This window comes from Nonomuraea rubra (assembly GCF_014207985.1).
Lineage (GTDB): Bacteria > Actinomycetota > Actinomycetes > Streptosporangiales > Streptosporangiaceae > Nonomuraea > Nonomuraea rubra.
This window is the reverse complement of the sequence record NZ_JACHMI010000001.1, coordinates 6319104-6335999: the sequence shown is the minus strand read 5'-3', so window position 1 is coordinate 6335999 and position 16896 is coordinate 6319104. Positions and strand designations below refer to the sequence as shown.

Genomic DNA, 16896 nt, shown 5'->3' with positions numbered 1-16896 from the left:
AGCCCGCGTGGCCCGCCCGAAGACCACCCCGCGCACCGTGGACAACGCCTCCGTCGCAGAGGTCACCCTCCAGCAGTTCATGGAGGCGGTCGCCGACCCCGTCCGCCGCTCGGTCATCGCCCAGCTCGCCCTTGCGGGCCACGACCTCAGCTGCGGCACCTTCGACCTGCCGGTCTCCCGCTCGACCGCCACCCACCACTTCAACGTGCTGCGCGAGGCCGGCATCATCCGCCAGCACTACCAGGGCACCACCAAGATGAACAGCCTGCGCCCCGGCGACCTCGACGCCCGCTTCCCCGGCCTTCTGCGGGCCGTCATCGACTCCTGCGTCCGGGAGAGAGCCCGGCCGGCCGGGCGCGACACGCCAGGCCCGCCTCGCTGACGGCCGGCGCGGCTGCCGCTTGAATGGCAGCAGCCGACCGGACAGAGATCGAGGTTGCCCGTTCATGCTTTCCGCCCTAGCCACCGCGGCCGGCGAGCCGCTCAAGCTCACCGAGCGCGAGGTGCCAGAACCCGGACAGGGCGAGGTGCTCGTCAAGATCACCGCCTGCGGGATCTGCTACACGGACCTGGACGTGCTCCAGGGCCACTGGCCGATCGCCCGCTTCCCCGTCGTCCCCGGCCACGAGATCACCGGCGTGGTGACCGCCACCGGGCCGGGCGTGTCGTGGCCGCAGGCCGGCACCCCCGTCGGCGCGCAGTTCCTCGGCGACTCCTGCCGCCACTGCGAGTACTGCGCGCGCGGCGACCAGATCCTCTGCCGCGACAAGCGCATCACCGGCATCGTCATGGACGGCGGGTACGCCGAGTACGCCGTGCTCAAGGCCGACTTCGTGACCCCGCTGCCCGGCGGGCTCGACCCGGTCGCCGCGGCCCCGCTGATGTGCGCGGGCCTGACCGCCTTCAACAGCCTGCGCCAGGCCGGGATCACCGCCACCTCCCGCGTCGCCGTCATCGGCGCGGGCGGGGTCGGCGCGCTGGCGGTCCGCTACGCCGTCGCCATGGGCGCCCGCGTGGCCGTCATCGGCCGCTCGGACCGGGGCGAGGCCGCGGCCCGGGAACTGGGCGCCGAGCGGTTCATCGCCACCCGCGACACCGACCCGGCCGAGGCGCTCAGAGCCTGGGACGGCGGCGCGAACCTGATACTCAACGCCGCCCCGTCCACCTCGGCCGCCGCGGCGACGCTCACCGGCCTGGCGCCCGACGGCATGCTCGTGCTGTGCGGGTACGGCCCGGAGCCGCTGACCCTGCCCACCCAGCCGATGGCGCTCAACCGGCTGCACGCCATGATCAACCCTTCGGGGTCGCCGCACGACCTGCGCGACACTCTCGCGTTCTCGGTCGCGCACGGCATCCTGCCGGAGGTCACCCCGGTGGGGTTGCGGGATGCGAACGTGGTGCTCGACGCCATGGCCGGCGGGCATGCGGGAAAGCGCTCGGTCATCACCTTCGGCTGACGGGCGGGTGGCCGGAAACAGGCGGACAATGGCAGCGCCCATTCTTTTTCTGCTCCGTGAGGCATTCATACGATGTCCGTGAGAATTCGCGAGCAGCAAAGGAAGATGATGAAACGGAAGGGTTTTCTCGCTCTCGCGGGCGGATTATTCGCCGCGACGCTGTCCCTGACCACACCCGCCGCCGCCACCGCGGCGGAGACCGCCTACAACGCCAAGACCCAGTTTCTGACGGCCTACCCCACCGACTCGATGGACGGATCCTGCGTGCAACGCCGGATCGAGCTGGCCGCCGGCAACTACACCTGGCGGCTGTTCTTCGCTGACGCCCAGGTCACCGCACGGGAGGGGATGTATTTCGGGGCGGGCTGGTACACCTGGACAGACTGTCTCGACCCGAGGAGCGGCTACTACCATCACACCTCCGCGCTGGATCCCGACAACCCCGCCTGGGAGACGGTGAACGCCTCCGTCGACTGGCAGCTGTACTACTCGGACACCTACGGATGGGGCTCGTACCTGGATCCGCACTTCGCTGCGTTGAACGCGGAGGAGGAGGCGCCGGACGTTCCCGTGAATCCCACTCCGCAGGCCGAGCCGCTCGGCCGGTGACAGTGCGATGACGGGCCGCGCGACGGTGGATTCTCCGGCCGTCGCGCGGCCCTTCATTTCTGACGGAATTTCCGGCGATAAATCCGCGGCGCCACCCCGTGGCGTTTCGTGAACTGCTGACGGAAAACCGCGGCAGTGTTGTACCCGACCTGGCGGGCGACCTCCTCGACGGGCAGTTCCGTGCTCTCCAGGAGCTCGGCGGCCCGCTCCAGCCGCCGTGTCAGCAACCACGAGTAGGGCGTCGTCCCGGTGACGGCCTTGAACCGGCGGTTGAAGGTGCGCTCGCTCATCAACGCCCTGCCGGCCAGCTCCCCGATCGAGACCGGCCGGTCGAGGTTGGCCAGGAGCCAGTCGATGACGGGAGTCAGGGATTTCTCGCCCTCGGCCGGGACGGGCCGGTCGCGAAACTGGGCCTGGTCGCCGTCCCGGTGCGGCGCCGCGACCATCTCGCGGGCGACGGCGTTGGCCACGGCGGCGCCGTGCTCGCGGCGCAGCAGGTGCATGCACACGTCGAGGCAGGCCGCGCCGCCCGCCCCCGTGATGAGCCGCCCCTCGTCCACGTACAGAGCCTCCGGCACCACGCTCACCTGGGGGAACCGGGCGGCGAAGCCGTCGATCAGGCTCCAGTGCGTGGTGGCGCGCCGCCCGTCCAGCAGCCGGGCGTCCGCCAGCAGGTAGGCCCCGGCGCTGAACGCGACGATGATCGCCTCCCGCCGGTAGGCGGCCCGCAGCGCCGCGGACACCGCCGCCGACGGCCGCGGGGCCGCCCGGCAAGAGGGCAGCACGATGATCAGGTCCGCCTCCGCCAGCGTGTCCAGGCCATGGGTCACCCGCAGCGGCAGGCCGAGATCGGTCCGCACCATTCCCGGCACCTCCGCGCACACCACCACCTCGAACCGCGGCAGCCCCGGTTGCGCACAGTAGGCGAAGCCCCCGCTGATCCCGCCCAGCGCGAACGCGCTCACGCCGTCCATGGCCAGTGCCGCCACCGTACGGAACGGCGACCTCGCCCGGCGCGTCCAGCCACCACCGGCGTCCGGGGCCGCTCGCCCCGGACGGTCAGAATCCACCGAGTACGGCATCCGGCCCGGCTCAGAGCGCGAAGGGGTTCTCGCCCGAGGCGACGGCCGAGAAGATCGCGGACCCCCACGTGCCGTACAGGTGCCGTTGCAACGCCGGCCCGAAGCTCACCCGCGCGACGCCGAGCGCCGCCAGCTCGGCCCTCGTCAGCTTCCCGTTCCCGTACGCGACGTTGACGGGCCCGGGAACGCTCGCGGCCAGCTCCCGGATCACCCCCGGATCCCCGGCGCCGATCGGGTAGACGCAGTCCGCGCCGGCCGCGAGGTAACGCGCGCCGCGTTCCAGCGTGCCGGCGAGCTGCGCCTCCGGTGGCACCGGCCGGCGCAGGAACAGGTCCGTACGGGCGTTGATCACCAGGTCCACGCCCAGCGACACCGCGGCCTCGCGCACCGCGGACAGGAAGTCCGCCTGCTCGGCGGCGTCCACCAGGTCGCCGGTCGCCGGGCGCGAATCCTCCAGGTTCAGCCCGGCGGCCCCGGTCGCGGCGAACCGTTCGACCAGCTCGGCCGGCGCGAGCCCGTAGCCGCGCTCGAAGTCGACCGTCACCGGCACGCGCACCGCGCCGACGATCCGCGCGGCGGCGGCCAGCACCTCGCCGGCCGGCGCCTGCTCACCGTCGTCGTAACCGAGGACCGCGGCCGTGGCCGCGCTGCTCGTGGCAAGCGCCGGGAAACCGGCCGCCTCGGCCAGCCGGGCCGAGGCGGCGTCCCAGACGTTCGGCAGCACGAGCGGATCGCCGGGCACGTGCAGGTCGCGCAGGCCGGCCACCTTCGCAGGCGGCGCCGGGCGGGACGTTTCACTCATGAACTTCCTCCCTCTCACGGGTCATCGGTGGTGCCGCCACGGCGGCCGGTCGGCCGCCCGGCATGCCGAGCGCGACGAGCAGGCCGAGGAACGCGAGCGCGGTGACCGCGCCCATGCCCGCGGCGAAGCCCGCGCTGAACTCCTCGGGTGAGGCGTAGCCGCCCGCGCTCGCGAACACCGCGACCGCGACGGCGACGCCGAACACGCCGCCGAAGATCCGCAGCGTCATGAACGCGCCGGACGCCTGCCCGATCTCGTGCGGCCGCACCGCGCCGACCACCGCCTTCTGCGCGGCGGGCATGGCCATGGTCAGCCCGGCCGAGCCGATGATCAGCGCGGGCAGCAGTTCGAGGTAGCCGGTGCCGGGGCCGGCGACCAGGGCGATCCAGCCCATGCCGAGCGTCTGGAGCAGCAGGCCGCCCGCCACGAACGCCCGCTCGCCCACCCGGTCGGCCAGCCGGCCCGCGATCGGCGCGCAGACCATCAGCGTCGCCGTCCACGGCATCAGCCGCAGGCCGGCGACGAGCGGCCCGTCGCCGTGGACGACCTGGAAGTACTGCGCGAGGAAGAACATCGTGCCGTACAGCGAGGCGAACACCAGGAAGTTCGCCGGGTTGGCCGTGGCGAACGCCCGCAGCCGGAAGAACCGCATCGGCAACATCGGCGCCTCGGCCCGCCGTTCCCAGAACACGAACGCGACCAGCAGCGCGACGCCGAGCGTCAGCGCCCCCAGCACCTCCGCGCCGCCCCAGCCCGCCGCGTTCCCGCGCACCAGGGCCCAGACGACGCCGAACGCGCCCGCGCTCACGAGCACCACCCCGCCCAGGTCGAACCGCCCGCCCGGGCCGCGGCTCTCGTCCACGCGCAGCACCGTGAGCAGGATCGCGACCAGGCCGATCGGCAGGTTCAGCCAGAAGATCCACTGCCAGGCCAGCCCCTCGGCGACGACGCCGCCGACGAACGGCCCGCTGAACGTCGCCAGGCCCGTGATGCCCAGGTACAGCCCCATCGCCCTGCCCCGCTCCTGAGGCGGGAACAGCGCGCTGACCAGGGTGAGCGACAGTGGCAGCACCATCGCGGCGCCGGCGCCCTGCAACGCCCTGGACACGATCAGCGCGCCGATGCCGGGCGACAGCGCGCAGGCCGCCGAGGCGACGGTGAACACCGCCAGCCCGGCCGCGAACACGCGGCGGCGGCCGTACCGGTCACCCAGCGCCGCTCCGGTCGGCAGCAGGACCGCCAGCGCCAGGCTGTAGGCGTTGACCACCCACTCCAGCGCCTCGATCGAGGCCGTCAGATCCTGCCGGATGGTGCTCAGCGCCGTCGTCACGACCAGGCTGTCCAGAGCCATCATGAACGACGCCAGCGAGGCGAGCCCCAGCCCCCATGCCTGCTTCGATCGCATCCGTCACCGCTCGCTCGACGGGAGGCCGCGCAGCGAGCGGGGCAGGCCGAACCTCGGCAGGCAGGAGTTGTCGTGGAAGCGCGTCAGCGCGGAGATGCGGTCCCCGGCCAGGGTCAGCACGAGCAGGCCGTACGCGTGCAGGATCGGGGTGCGCGGGTCGCGCAGGTAGCAGCCGAACGCCGGCTGGCCGTTCGCCCGGGTCGGGACCAGCACGTAGCGCCGGCAGCCGCGCACCGCGACCGTGGACAGGAAGTGCCCGATGGCCTCCGGGCCCTGGTACTCCAGCGGCATCGGCGGCATCGTCAGCCACGCGTCGTCCGTCAGCATGGCGACGATCGCGGCCACGTCCCCGGCCTCGAGCGCGCGGCTGAACTCGTCCACGATCCGGCGTTCGCGCGGCGAGTGCGGCAGCGGGGCGCTCTCCCGGCCGGAACCGGGCAGCTCGCGCGCCAGCGAGGCCCGCGCTCTCTTCAGCGCCATCGTCACCGCGTTCCCGGACGTGTCGAGCATGCCCGCCACCTCGGCGGTGCGGAACCCCAGCACGTCCCGCAGCACCAGCACGGCCCGCTGCCTCGGGGGCAACTGCTGCAGCGCCGCCAGGAACGCCAGCGACACCGACTCCCTGAGCTCGTAGCGGGCCTCCGGCCCCGGCACCCGGTCGGCGATCTCGCCGAGCAGCACGTCCGGGTACGGCTCCAGCCAGCTCGGCTCCTCCCTGCGGCGTGACGGCTCGGGCATCGGTACCTCCGTCCGGTAGGCCGCCGCGTCCCGCGGGCGGCGACCGGCGGCCCGCAGGGCGTTGAGGCAGCGGTTGGTCGCGATCCGGTAGAGCCACGTCCGCAGCGACGCGCGTTCCTCGAAGTCGCCGATGCCGCGCCACGCGGCCAGCAGGGTCTCCTGCAGCAGGTCCTCGGCATCCTGAACCGAGCCGAGTATGCGGTAGCAGTGCACCTGAATCTCGCGCCGGTACGGCTCGATCAGCCTGCGGAACGCCTCGCCGTCGCCTGCGCGCGCCGGTTCCAGCAGCTCCGCGACGGTATCGGGGACCCCGGTCGGCGGGACCTCTCGCATCGTGACTCCTGGTGTCTCGTCATCCCTGTCTTCGCAAGAATGGACACCGGCAGCCACGGAAAGCGGTCGGTCATGGCACGATTTTTCCGGATCCCCGCGTCGCCGCGGACCTCAGGCCAGAGCCGGGATCTCGATCCGGGTGTTGTCGGTGCGCGCCACCAGGCAGGGGAGCACCACGTTGCCCCGCTCCAGGCGCTCGCCCATGGACGAGGTGAGCCGCGCCGTGCGCTCGATGTCGTACGGGCTGCCCTCCTGAGGGGTGACGCGCAGCCGCAGCACCCAGATGTAGCGCCCGTTGAGCTTGTTGGACGTCTCCTCGGCCCCCAGGACCGCCGCGTCGCACGCCACCGCCTCCGCGCGCTCCTCGGCCGTCAGCGTCCGCAGCGCGGCGGACTCCAGGCTGCCGAACGAGATGGAGCCCATCGTGAGCACCCCCGCGCCCAGGAACAGGAACGTCGCGCTGACGTACGCTCCCACCCTGGTCTCCGGCTTCCGCCTCAGCCTGAAGAACAGCACCACCCCCACGAGCACCGCGATGCCGGCCGTGGTTCCGAAGACGATCGATGCCATCCTGCTACCTCACGCTGAAGGGCGGGCCCGGTGGGCCGGCCTGGTTCGTTCCGATGCGGGCAGTTGATCAGGCGCCGCTTGCACGGCGACTGCAAACCGCATGATCAGCGGCACCGGTCATCCTGTTGCTCACCGATAACGGTCCGGTGAAGATCGGTGATGAGGGCGGGCTGGGGGCGGCGGCGGTTCGTCGGGATCGTCCGGGTTCGGCACAATGGCTGGCGTGCGAGTCGGATTGCTAGGACCGTTCGAGGTCAGGGACCGTGACGGCGCCGTGGTGGAGGTTCCCGGGGTTCGGCTGCGCGGGTTGCTCGCCGCGCTCGCCCTGGAGCCGGGGCGGATCGTCACGCGGGCGAGGCTGGTGGACTGGATCTGGGGCGAGCAGCCGCCCTCGGACGAGGTGAACGCCTTGCAGGCGCTGGTGTCGAGGTTGCGCAGGGTGCTGCCGGACGGGGTGATCGCCGCGGACGCGGGCGGGTACCGGCTCGTGGTCGCTCCCGAGGCCGTGGACGTGGCACGGTTCGAGCAGCTCGTCGGGCAGGCGCGGGCGGCGGAGCCCGCGGAGAAGGCGGAGCTGCTGCGTTCGGCGCTGGAGTTGTGGCGCGGCACGGCGATGGCGGACATCGCGATGCGGGGCAGCGAGCTGTTCGACGCGGCGGTCGCGCGCCTGGACGAGCTGCACATGGCCGCGCTCGGGGACCGGGTGGACGCCGACATCAGGCTCGGCCGCGGTTCCGAGCTGGTGTCGGAGCTGACCGCGCTGGTCGCCACGTATCCGCTGCGGGAGGGCTTCGTGGCGGCCCTGATGCGGGCGCTGGCCGAGGCGGGCCGCGGGACCGAGGCGCTGACCGTGTACCAGCGGACGCGGGAACTGCTGGCCGACGAGCTGGGCGCCGACCCCTCGGCGGAGCTGTCGGCGCTGCACACGGCCCTGTTGCGGGGCGAGCTGGGCGAGCGCGCGGAGAACCGCAGGACGAACCTGCGGGCCGAGCTGACGAGCTTCGTCGGCAAGGACGACGACGTCTCCACGGTGGCCGGTCTGGCCGTCAAGCATCGGCTGGTCACGCTGACGGGGCCGGGCGGGTCCGGGAAGACGCGGCTGGCCACGGAGACCGCGCGCCGGATGCTGGCCGAGCTGCCGGACGGCGCGTGGCTGGTCGAGCTGGCCTCCGTCCAGGCGGGCGGTGAGCTGGCGCAGGCGACGCTCACCGTGATCGGGCTGCGGGACCAGGCCGTCCTGGGCGGCGCGCGGGGCGGCGAGCCGATGGATCGGCTCATCGCCGCGATCCGGGAGCGGACGATCCTGCTGATCCTGGACAACTGCGAGCACGTGATCGACGAGGCCGCCGAGTTCGCCGACCGGCTGCTGGGGGAGTGCAGGAGACTGCGCATCCTGGCGACGAGCAGGGAGCCGCTGGGCATCACGGGCGAGGTGCTGTGGCAGGTCGAGCCGCTCGCGCTGCCCGCGCAGGGAGCCGGTGCCGACGAGGTCGGGTCCTCGCCGGCGGTGCGGTTGCTGCGCGACCGCGCGGCTCTGGTGCGCAAGGACATCGGCGCCGACCCGCAGACCCTGGCCGTCATGGCGGGGATCTGCCGGGCACTGGACGGGATCCCGCTGGCGATCGAGCTGGCCGCGGCGCGGCTGCGTACGATGTCCGTCGACCAGCTCGCCCGCCGGCTCGACGACCGGTTCCGGCTGCTGACCAGCGGCAGCCGCACGGCGCTCGCCCGGCACAAGACGCTGCGCGCGGTCGTGGACTGGAGCTGGGACCTGCTCAGCGAGGCCGAGCGCGGCGTACTGCGGCGGCTGTCGGTGTTCTCCGGCGGGGCGAGCCTGGAGGCGGCCGAGCGGGTGTGCGGGGGCGAGACGTTCGAGGGCGAGCAGGTGCTCGACGTGCTGACCGCGCTGATCGAGAAGTCGCTGCTGGTCGCCGACGGCGACGACACGCCGCGGTACCGGATGCTCGGCACCATCAGGGAGTACGCCGCGCACCGGCTCGCCGAAGCCGGGGAGAGCGAGCAGGCGAGGCGGGCGCATCTGGCGTACTTCGTCGAGCTGGCCGAGACGGCCGATCCGCACCTGCGGAAGGCCGAGCAGCTGGAGTGGATGGCCACGCTCCAGGCCGAGCACGACAACATCAGCGCGGCCCTGCGCGGGGCGATCGCCGAGGGCTGGGCCGAGGAGGCGATGCGGCTGGCCGGATCGTCGGGCTGGTACTGGTACCTCAGCGGGCACCGGGCCGAGGGCACCGAGCTGGGCGTCGCGGCGGCCTCGCTGCCGGGTGAGGTGCCCGACGAGGTGCGGGCGCTGGCGTACATGGTCCTGGCGCTGCTCATCTCCTCGGGCCCCGGTGGCGACCAGTTCCAGGCGCGCGAGTGGATCGAGGGGGCGCACCGGTTCGCCAGGCCGGGGCATCGCAGCCCGATGGTCGGGTTCGTCGCGCCGCTGCAGCGGTTGCTGGAGAACCCGGCGGAGGTCATGCCCGCGTTCGACGCGCTCGTCGCCGGCGACGACCCGTGGGTGCGCGCGCAGGCCAGGCTCAGCCGCGCCAGGTTCCGCGTCGCGCTGGACCGCGATGAGACCGGCGTGGACACCGACCTCGAGCTCGGCCTGGCCGAGTTCCGCGCGCTGGGCGACCGGTGGGGGATCTCGCTGGCGCTGACGTTCCTGGCCGATCGGCTCGCCCTGCGCGGCGAGTTCGCGCTCGCGTGCGAGCACTACGAGGAGGCTGCCGTGGCGGTGGCCGAGGTGGGCGCGGGCGAGGACGTGGTCGCCCTGCGGACGCGGCAGGCCCAGCTGTACTGGCTGCTCGGCGACGAGCGGGCCAGCACCTCGGCCATGGCGGAGGCGGCGCGGTGCGCGGCCGGGATCACCTGGCCGGGGACGCTCGTCGGCCTCGCGCTGTCGAAGGCCCACCTGGCCCGCTGGCGCGGCGAGCCCGACCAGGCCCGCGAGCACCTGGCCACCGTGCGGGCGGTGCTGGGCGAGGCGGAGCTGGGCGACGCCGTCCACGCCCAGGTCATGGACCTCCAGGGCTACCTCGCCGAGGACCTGGAGGAGTCGCGGAGCCACCGGGCCGAGGCGTTCCGCACGGTCGCGGCGCAGGAGTTCCCGCCGATGGTGGCCGAGGTGCTGGTCGGGATCGCGGATCTCGCGCTGCGGCGGGGGCAGGACGAGCAGGCCGTACGGCTGCTCGCGGCGAGCGAGGCCGTACGCGGGATGCCGGATCGTTCGCTGCCGGACGTCGCCAGGATCACGGACGAGACCCGCGACCGGCTCGGTGAGGCGGTGTTCGCCGAGGCGGCCCGCGACGGCCGGAAGCGGGACTGGCGCGAGCTGGCGCAGATCACACTCGCCCCGTGACCGCCGGCGCGACCGTCAGCGGCCCGGGGTGACGAACTCGGGCTGATCGAGCACGCGCAGCCAGCTCCCGTCCGGCTGGCGGCGGACGACCTGGGCCCGGGCGCCGGCCCCGTCCCTGGGCGGGGTGGAGGTGAGGGCCAGCTCCCCGCTGACCAGCGTCGGCAGCGGCTGCTCCGGCTCGAACCGCGGCCGGCTCGCCAGCACCTTCTCCCACAGCTCCTGGATGGCCGCGCGGCCGACGGTCCGGCTGCCCGGCGGGTACGCGATCACCGCGTCCTCCTCGTACAGCGCGGCGACCCCGGCCGCGTCGCCGGCGTTGGAACGCTCGACGAACAGCCGGGTCAGGTCCTCCGGCCGCATGGCCTTCTCGTACGCGGTCATGGCGTCTCTCCTCTTCCTGTCGCGGTTCCCCTCCAGCCTGCCCACCCCCTTGCCAGAAGTCCAACAGCTGGTACTGCTGACATCTAGAATCTCCAGTTATGGAACTGAGGCAGCTCGAGTACTTCGTCGCGGTCGCGGAGGAGCAGAGCTTCACCCGGGCCGCCGAGCGGGTGCACATCAGCCAGTCCGGCGTCAGCGCCCAGATCCGCCGGCTCGAACGCGAGCTCGGCGCCGAGCTGTTCGACCGTTCGGCCCGCGCGGCCACCCTCACCGTCGCCGGCAAGGCGGCGCTCGAACACGCCCGCGCCGCCCTGGCGGCCGCCGGGGTGGTCGGCCAGGCGGTGGGGGAGGTGACCGGCCTGATCAGGGGGCGGCTCACGGTCGGCATGGTGATCGGGTGCACGGTCACGCCGCTGTTCGAGGCGCTGGCCGCCTTCCACGCGGCGCATCCGGGCGTCGAGCTCTCGCTGCTGGAGGACAACTCCGACCGGCTCACCGAGGCCGTCCGCGACGGCACCGTCGACCTGGCCCTCATCGGCACCACCACCGCCACGCCCGACGGGCTGGAAGCGCTGACGACCATCGAGGAACGGCTCGTCGCCGCCGTCCCGCCCGGCCACCCGCTGGCGCGCGGCCGGGCGGTCACCCTGCGCGAGGTGTGCGAGCACGCGATCGTGTGCATGCCGCCGGGCACCGGGCTGCGTACCCTGTTCGACCAGGCGTGCGCCGCGCAGGGCCTGCGGCCGGCCGTGTCGCTGGCGGCGAGCGCCGCCGACGCCATCGCCGGCCTGGCCGTACGCGGGCTCGGGGTGGCGGTGCTGAGCGAGTCGATGGCCGCGTCCTACCGCGACCGGCTCACCGGCCTGCTCATCGAGGACGTGACAGCGCCCGCCCTGCTCGCCCTGGTCTGGCGGCAGCACCCGAACAGCCCGGCGGTACGCGAGATGCTGCGTTGCTGCCGGCGCGCGTTCTCCGGGGAAGACGGCGCCGCCCCGCGTTGAAGGGAACGACCTCAGCGGGCGCCGGCGGCGCGGAGGAGGGCGGCGACCTCGGTCTGGCCCTTGGCGAGCGCGTGCGCGAGCGGCGTCACCCCGTCGCGGTCGGCGAGGTTCACGTCGGCGTCCGCGGCGATCAGCAGGCGTACGATCTCCTGGTGCGGCGGGCCGCCGTCGCCGAGGATGACGGCCTCCAGCAGGCCGGTCCAGCCGAGGTCGTTGACGTGGTTCACGTCGATCCCGGTCTTCAGCACCTCGCGGACGTAGTCGACGTGCCCCCGCTCGCAGGCCGGGATGAGGGAGACGCCGCCGTAGCGGTTGCGGACGGTCAGGTCGGGATCGGCCGGCAGGAGCGTACGCAGCATCGCGACGCTGCCGGTGACACCGGTGACGAGCCAGGGCGTGTCCTGGCGGGCGTCCTGCGCGTCGGGGTCGGCGCCGGCCTCCACCAGCACCCCGGCCGCCTCCACATGGTCGGCCGCGGCGGCGAGCAGCAGGGCCGTGCGGCGCCGGCCGTCGCGCGCCTCGATGTCCGCGCCCGCCTGCAGCGCGTCCCGGACGGCGGCGGCATCTCCTCGTGCCGCGGCTGCCAGCAGTTCCTCGTTCAGCACAGCGTCTCCCTTCGCCTCGCGGCCGCCGCACGCGGCGAGCATCGAGCCGAGCAGCGACGTCAGGACGATCCTGCGCCCCGGCCAGCCCGGCCCCGCCGCCGCTCTCAACGCCGCCCCTTCATGCTCTGCCCGCTCAAGCTCTGCCCGCTCAAGCTCTGCCCGCTCAAGCTCTGCCCGCTCAAGCTCTGCCCGTTCGGGCCGGGCCCGTTCGAGTCCGGCGCGCTCAAGCCCGGTACGCCCATCGGACGCGGGCCTGTCATCGCAGCCGGTCCGCGACCGCCTTGAGGCCGGCGCGGGCGATGGCCTCGTCGATGTCGCCGCTCGGTGCACCGCCGACCCCGATGCCCGCCACGGGCGCGCCGCCGGAGGCGACGGGCACTCCGCCGCCGAGGAAGAGCGTACCGGGGATGTCGGCGATGGTCGGGCCTCCACCGTTCAGCCCCTTGGCGAGCTCGCTGGTCGCCCGGCCGAACGAGACGGCCGTGAACGCCTTGCGCCTGGCCGACTCCTCCGTCTGCGGCCCGGCGCCGTCACCCTTCACCACCAGCCGGGTCGCCCCCGAACGGTCGACGATCACGACGGTGACGCGCTGCTTCTGCTTGGCGGCCTCCTGCATCGCCGCCTCGGCGACCTCCAGGGCGGCGCCGGACGACAGCACCCTGGTCTGGACGACCGCGGGGGCGACCCCAGCGGCGGGTACGGACGCCTCGGCGGCGGGCCCGAGGGCCGTGCCCAGGAGGGCGAGGCCCGCGAGCGGGCCGGCGGCGATCAGGCGGATACGGCGGGAACCGGTCATCGTCTCTTCCGTTCTTCAGGTGTTCAGGCAGGTAGAAGCCTTCCAGCGAGAACACCGCGAGCCATCGGGAGCACGGGCGATCCCGCGGCGTCAAGCGGTCGAGCCGCCGGTCAACCGATCGGTTGATGTGCCGCCGTCCCGGCCCGGCCGGTCCCCGGCACTGCATAGGGTCGGGGCAGAACGGACAGGGAGGGGCGATGAGGGAGCGCGTCTGGCTCAACTGGGCCATGCATGCCGGCTTCTACCTGCTGCTGGCCGCCTCGGCGTGGAGGCTGGTGTCCCGGCACGGCCTGGTCGCGCAGACCGTGACGTCGCTGGTCGTCTGCGCCGTTCTCGCCCTGGCGTACCTGGCGGGCATGGTGACGTGGAGCCGGCTCGGGCGGCGCGGGCGGCTGGTGTGGCTCGGCTGCGTGGCGGCGCTCTGGCTGGGGCTGGTGGTGCTCGCGCCGTCGTTCAGCTGGTGCGCGGTGCCGCTGCTCTTCCTGTGCCTGCGGCTGCTGAACGCGCGCGCGTTCGCGGTGGCCGCGGCGGCGCTCACGCTCGTGGTGATCGCCGCGCAGACCAAGATCGCCCAGGAGATCGACCCGAGCCTGATCCTCGCGCCCATCGGGGTCGCCGCCATCACGGCGGTGACGTTCTGGGAGCTCCAGCGCGAGAGCGCCGCCCGCCAGCTGCTCATCGACGACCTGATCGCCGCCCGGGAGACGCTGGCCGCCTCGCGGCACCGTACCGGCGTCCTGGAGGAGCGCGAGCGGCTGGCCAGGGAGATCCACGACACGCTCGCGCAGGGCCTGACCAGCATGGGCATCCTGCTGCAGGCCGCCGACCGCGCCTGGGCCACCGACCCCGGGCTCGCCCGCGCCCACGTACGGCGGGCCGCCGCGGCCGCCGCGGAGAACCTCGACGAGGCCCGCCGGTTCGTCCGCGACCTGCGGCCACCCGGCCTGGACAACGGCGGCACGCTGCCCGAAGCGCTCACCCGGCTCTGCGCGGACACCGGCGGCGGACCGCCCGTGCGGCTGAGGCTGGAGGGCGAGCAGTACCCCCTGGAGCCCGGCGTGCAGACGGCGCTGCTGCGCGTGGCCCAGGGCGCGCTGGCCAACGTCCGCGACCACGCGGGCGCCGCCGGTGCCACGGTGACCCTGTCCTACCTGGACGGCGAGGTCACGCTGGACGTCTTCGACGACGGGGCGGGCTTCGCCGAGCCGGCCCCCGCTCCCGGACGCGGTTACGGCCTGCGCGCGATGCGCGACCGGCTGGAGGAGGTGGGCGGCGTCCTGATCGTCGAGAGCGCCCCCGGCGAGGGCACGGCGGTCGGGGCCAGGATCCCCGTCCGCCCGTACGAGCGGGCGGGGGCGTGATGAGGCTGTTCCTGGTGGACGACCACCCGGTCGTCCGGGCGGGCCTGGTGGCGCTGCTCGGCGGCGAGGACGACATCGAGATCGTCGGCGAGGCGTCCGGCGCCGAGGAGGCGCTGAGCGGGATCGCCGCGCGGCGGCCCGACGTCGTGCTCATGGACCTGCAACTCGGCGACGGCGCCGACGGGGCCGAGGCCACCCGGCGGATCCGGGCGCTGCCCTCGCCGCCGCAGGTCCTGGTCCTGACGACGTACGAGACCGACGCGGACGTCATGCGCGCCGTGGCCGCGGGCGCCACCGGGTACCTGCTCAAGGTGTGCCCGCCGGAGGAGCTGTTCCAGGGCATCCGGGCCGCGGCCAGGGGCGAGAGCGTGCTGTCGGCCAAGGTGGCGGCGCGGATGATGCGGCGCCTGCGCGATCCGGGCCCGGCGCTGAGCGTGCGGGAGGTGGAGATCCTGGAACTGCTGGCGAGCGGTGCGGGCAACCGGGAGATCGCCAGGCGGCTGTTCATCACCGAGGCGACGGTCAAGACGCACCTGGTGCACATCTACGGCAAGCTCGGCGTGGACACGCGTACCGCCGCCGTCACCGCCGCCGTGGAGCGGCGCCTCATCAGGCTCCCCTGAGTGCGCTGCCCCAGGCCGGGTAGGTCGGGGCGAACGGGCACCCCGTGAACCCGATCACCCAAGGAGCTCCTGCTCATGCTCATAGAGCACCAGGGCAAACGGCCCAGCATCGACCCGACCGCCTATATCGCCCCAACGGCCGTCATCTGCGGAGACGTGACGATCGGCCCGCGAACACACGTCTCGTACGGCGCGGTGATCGAGTCGCACGGCAGCCCCGTCCGCATCGGCGCGCAGTGCGCCGTCCGCGAGAACCTCAACATCCGCAGCACGAGCCGGAACGCGGTCGACATCGGCGACCACGTCCTGATCGGCCCGCACTCGTCACTCAAGGGCTGCACGGTCGGGAACGAGTGCTTCCTCGCCACCGGCGTGCGGATCTACCAGGGCGCGCACGTGGGCGAGCGCACGGAGGTCCGCATCGACGGCATCGTGCACGTCGGCAGCGTCCTGCCGCCCGGCTCGCTCGTCCCGATCAAGTGGATCGCCGTCGGCGACCCCGCCCGGCTCTTCCCGCCCGGCGAGCACGAGGAGATCGACGCGATCCTCAGCCGGATGGACTTCCCCCAGCAGGTCTACGGGCTGGAACGCCAGCCCGGCGGTGGCGTCGACATGGACATGAAGGAACTCACCCGGCGCGAGACGACCGGCCTCGCCGACCACCGTCATGACCGGGAGCTGTGACGCCTGGCCGGCGGTCTCCGGATCCGCTCGCGCCTAGGGAGTGTCTGACAATTCGGCCTGCCGGAGCCAGAGCATGAGCGAGGCGATGGTGACACCCGCCAGGTAACGGCTGGCCAGCTTGTCGAAGCGGGTGGCGATGGCACGCCATTGCTTGAGCTTGCCGATGCAGCGCTCAACCAGGTTGCGCTGCTTGTAGGTGAGGGCGTCGAAGGTGTGCGGGCGGCCGCCACGGCTGCCCCTGCGCTTGCGGTTGGCGATCTGGTCGCGCCGTTCGGGGATGACCGCCTTGATCCCGCGCCGGCGCAGGTCGAGCCTGATCTTGCGGGTGGAGTAACCCTTATCGCCGATCACGGTGTCGGGCCGGGTACGCGGGCGGCCGCCGGCCGGGCGGCGCACCCGGAGCTTGGCCAGCACCGCCTCGAACGCGGCGCAGTCGACAGTGTTGCCGCCGGTCAGGTGCAGGACCAGCGGCAGTCCGCGGGCCTCCACCAGCAGGTGCAACTTGGTGGTCAGTCCACCGCGGGATCGTCCGAGCGCCTGCCGGTTTTGCGATTGCTTCGTATCGATCGTCCCGCCGTCGTCCCCCTTTTCCGGGCGCCGGCGGCGTGCTGGTGGGCGCGGGCGATGGTGGAGTCGATGCTCACGGTGAACTCGACCTGGCCGAGGGAGTCGTCCTTGACCTGCATCTCTTCCAGCAGCCGGGCCCAGGTGCCGTCCTCCTCCCAGCGCCTGAACCGCTCGTATCAGGTCTGCCAGGGTCCGTACCGCTCGGGGATGTCCCGCCATGGCGCGCCGGTCCGCAGCCGCCACAGAATGCCATCGATCACCTCTCGATGATCACGCCAGCGACGGCCACGCCCGTCAACCACCGGCAGCAACGGCTGGATCCGCGCCCACGCCTTCTCGGTCAGCTCACCACGTCGCACCACGATCGACTATTCAAGCGCGAACGTGATCATTTGTCAGACACTACCTAGCGACCTCTGACGCCGGGCGCGGTCCGGGGGCGAAAAACGCGTTGCCGTCGATCATCGCGGAAACGTATGGTCTTGCGCTCGTGATCACAGTGGTTGAGCGAGTTCTCC

Annotated in this window: 16 protein-coding genes and 1 pseudogene; 8 read left to right on the top strand and 9 right to left on the bottom strand. The window is 73.2% G+C overall.

What is annotated here, in order from left to right:
• Window positions 1-7: 7 nt before the first annotated feature.
• The 3 genes from HD593_RS28865 (at window position 8) to HD593_RS28855 (ending at window position 2066) form a co-directional block, all read left to right on the top strand.
• A complete protein-coding gene (locus HD593_RS28865; RefSeq protein WP_312903778.1) occupies window positions 8-382 on the top strand; it encodes an ArsR/SmtB family transcription factor in 375 nt (124 codons plus the stop codon).
• Between the two features lie 64 nt (window positions 383-446).
• On the top strand, window positions 447-1457 hold the full coding sequence (locus HD593_RS28860) for an alcohol dehydrogenase catalytic domain-containing protein (protein ID WP_185105164.1): 1011 nt from the start codon (window positions 447-449) through the stop codon (window positions 1455-1457).
• A 105-nt stretch (window positions 1458-1562) separates the two neighbouring features.
• The gene (locus HD593_RS28855) at window positions 1563-2066 is read left to right on the top strand and encodes a hypothetical protein (RefSeq protein WP_185105163.1); all 504 of its coding nucleotides are present in this window, start codon (window positions 1563-1565) and stop codon (window positions 2064-2066) included.
• Window positions 2067-2119: 53 nt separating this feature from the next.
• Here HD593_RS28855 and HD593_RS28850 read toward each other — a convergent pair whose 3' ends face one another.
• The 5 genes from HD593_RS28850 to HD593_RS28830 form a co-directional block, all read right to left on the bottom strand.
• Window positions 2120-3136, bottom strand: a complete 1017-nt coding sequence (locus HD593_RS28850; protein ID WP_221525027.1) for a GlxA family transcriptional regulator — start codon at window positions 3134-3136, stop codon at window positions 2120-2122.
• Window positions 3137-3158: 22 nt separating this feature from the next.
• Window positions 3159-3950: an isocitrate lyase/PEP mutase family protein gene (locus tag HD593_RS28845; RefSeq protein WP_185105161.1), complete on the bottom strand. Its 792-nt coding sequence runs from the start codon at window positions 3948-3950 to the stop codon at window positions 3159-3161.
• A complete protein-coding gene (locus HD593_RS28840) occupies window positions 3943-5355 on the bottom strand; it encodes a DHA2 family efflux MFS transporter permease subunit (RefSeq protein ID WP_185105160.1) in 1413 nt (470 codons plus the stop codon). Before HD593_RS28840 ends, HD593_RS28845 begins: the two co-directional genes overlap by 8 nt.
• A 3-nt stretch (window positions 5356-5358) precedes the next feature.
• Window positions 5359-6426, bottom strand: coding sequence for a sigma-70 family RNA polymerase sigma factor (locus HD593_RS28835; RefSeq protein WP_185105159.1), 1068 nt, complete (start codon window positions 6424-6426; stop codon window positions 5359-5361).
• A gap of 111 nt (window positions 6427-6537) precedes the next feature.
• Window positions 6538-6996, bottom strand: coding sequence for a hypothetical protein (locus HD593_RS28830; protein WP_185105158.1), 459 nt, complete (start codon window positions 6994-6996; stop codon window positions 6538-6540).
• Window positions 6997-7219: 223 nt separating this feature from the next.
• Here HD593_RS28830 and HD593_RS28825 point away from each other — a divergent pair, with 223 nt between their 5' ends.
• On the top strand, window positions 7220-10360 hold the full coding sequence (locus HD593_RS28825; RefSeq protein ID WP_185105157.1) for an AfsR/SARP family transcriptional regulator: 3141 nt from the start codon (window positions 7220-7222) through the stop codon (window positions 10358-10360).
• Between the two features lie 15 nt (window positions 10361-10375).
• Here HD593_RS28825 and HD593_RS28820 read toward each other — a convergent pair whose 3' ends face one another.
• A complete protein-coding gene (locus tag HD593_RS28820; protein ID WP_185105156.1) occupies window positions 10376-10741 on the bottom strand; it encodes a YybH family protein in 366 nt (121 codons plus the stop codon).
• A 98-nt stretch (window positions 10742-10839) separates the two neighbouring features.
• On the opposite strand from HD593_RS28820, the gene HD593_RS28815 reads away from it, so the two are divergent.
• Complete coding sequence (locus HD593_RS28815) at window positions 10840-11742, top strand: LysR family transcriptional regulator (RefSeq protein WP_185105155.1); 903 nt, start codon at window positions 10840-10842, stop codon at window positions 11740-11742.
• A gap of 11 nt (window positions 11743-11753) precedes the next feature.
• On the opposite strand, the gene HD593_RS28810 is transcribed toward HD593_RS28815, so the two are convergent.
• Window positions 11754-12455, bottom strand: coding sequence for an ankyrin repeat domain-containing protein (locus HD593_RS28810; RefSeq protein WP_246546772.1), 702 nt, complete (start codon window positions 12453-12455; stop codon window positions 11754-11756).
• A 148-nt stretch (window positions 12456-12603) separates the two neighbouring features.
• Window positions 12604-13143: a GlcG/HbpS family heme-binding protein gene (locus HD593_RS28805; RefSeq protein WP_185105154.1), complete on the bottom strand. Its 540-nt coding sequence runs from the start codon at window positions 13141-13143 to the stop codon at window positions 12604-12606.
• Window positions 13144-13340: 197 nt separating this feature from the next.
• Between HD593_RS28805 and HD593_RS28800 the strand changes: the two genes are divergently transcribed.
• The 3 genes from HD593_RS28800 to HD593_RS28790 all read left to right on the top strand — a co-directional run bounded on the left by HD593_RS28800 (window position 13341) and on the right by HD593_RS28790 (window position 15811).
• Entirely contained in the window at window positions 13341-14504 is a 1164-nt protein-coding gene (locus HD593_RS28800) for a sensor histidine kinase (protein ID WP_185105153.1), read from the top strand.
• Entirely contained in the window at window positions 14504-15127 is a 624-nt protein-coding gene (locus tag HD593_RS28795) for a response regulator (RefSeq protein WP_185105152.1), read from the top strand. The genes HD593_RS28800 and HD593_RS28795 overlap by 1 nt, the downstream gene beginning before the upstream one ends.
• A 75-nt stretch (window positions 15128-15202) precedes the next feature.
• Window positions 15203-15811, top strand: a complete 609-nt coding sequence (locus HD593_RS28790) for a gamma carbonic anhydrase family protein (protein WP_185105151.1) — start codon at window positions 15203-15205, stop codon at window positions 15809-15811.
• 33 nt (window positions 15812-15844) lie between these two features.
• On the opposite strand, the pseudogene HD593_RS28785 reads toward HD593_RS28790, so the two are convergent.
• Window positions 15845-16737: pseudogene (locus HD593_RS28785) on the bottom strand (IS5 family transposase).
• Window positions 16738-16896: the final 159 nt, after the last annotated feature.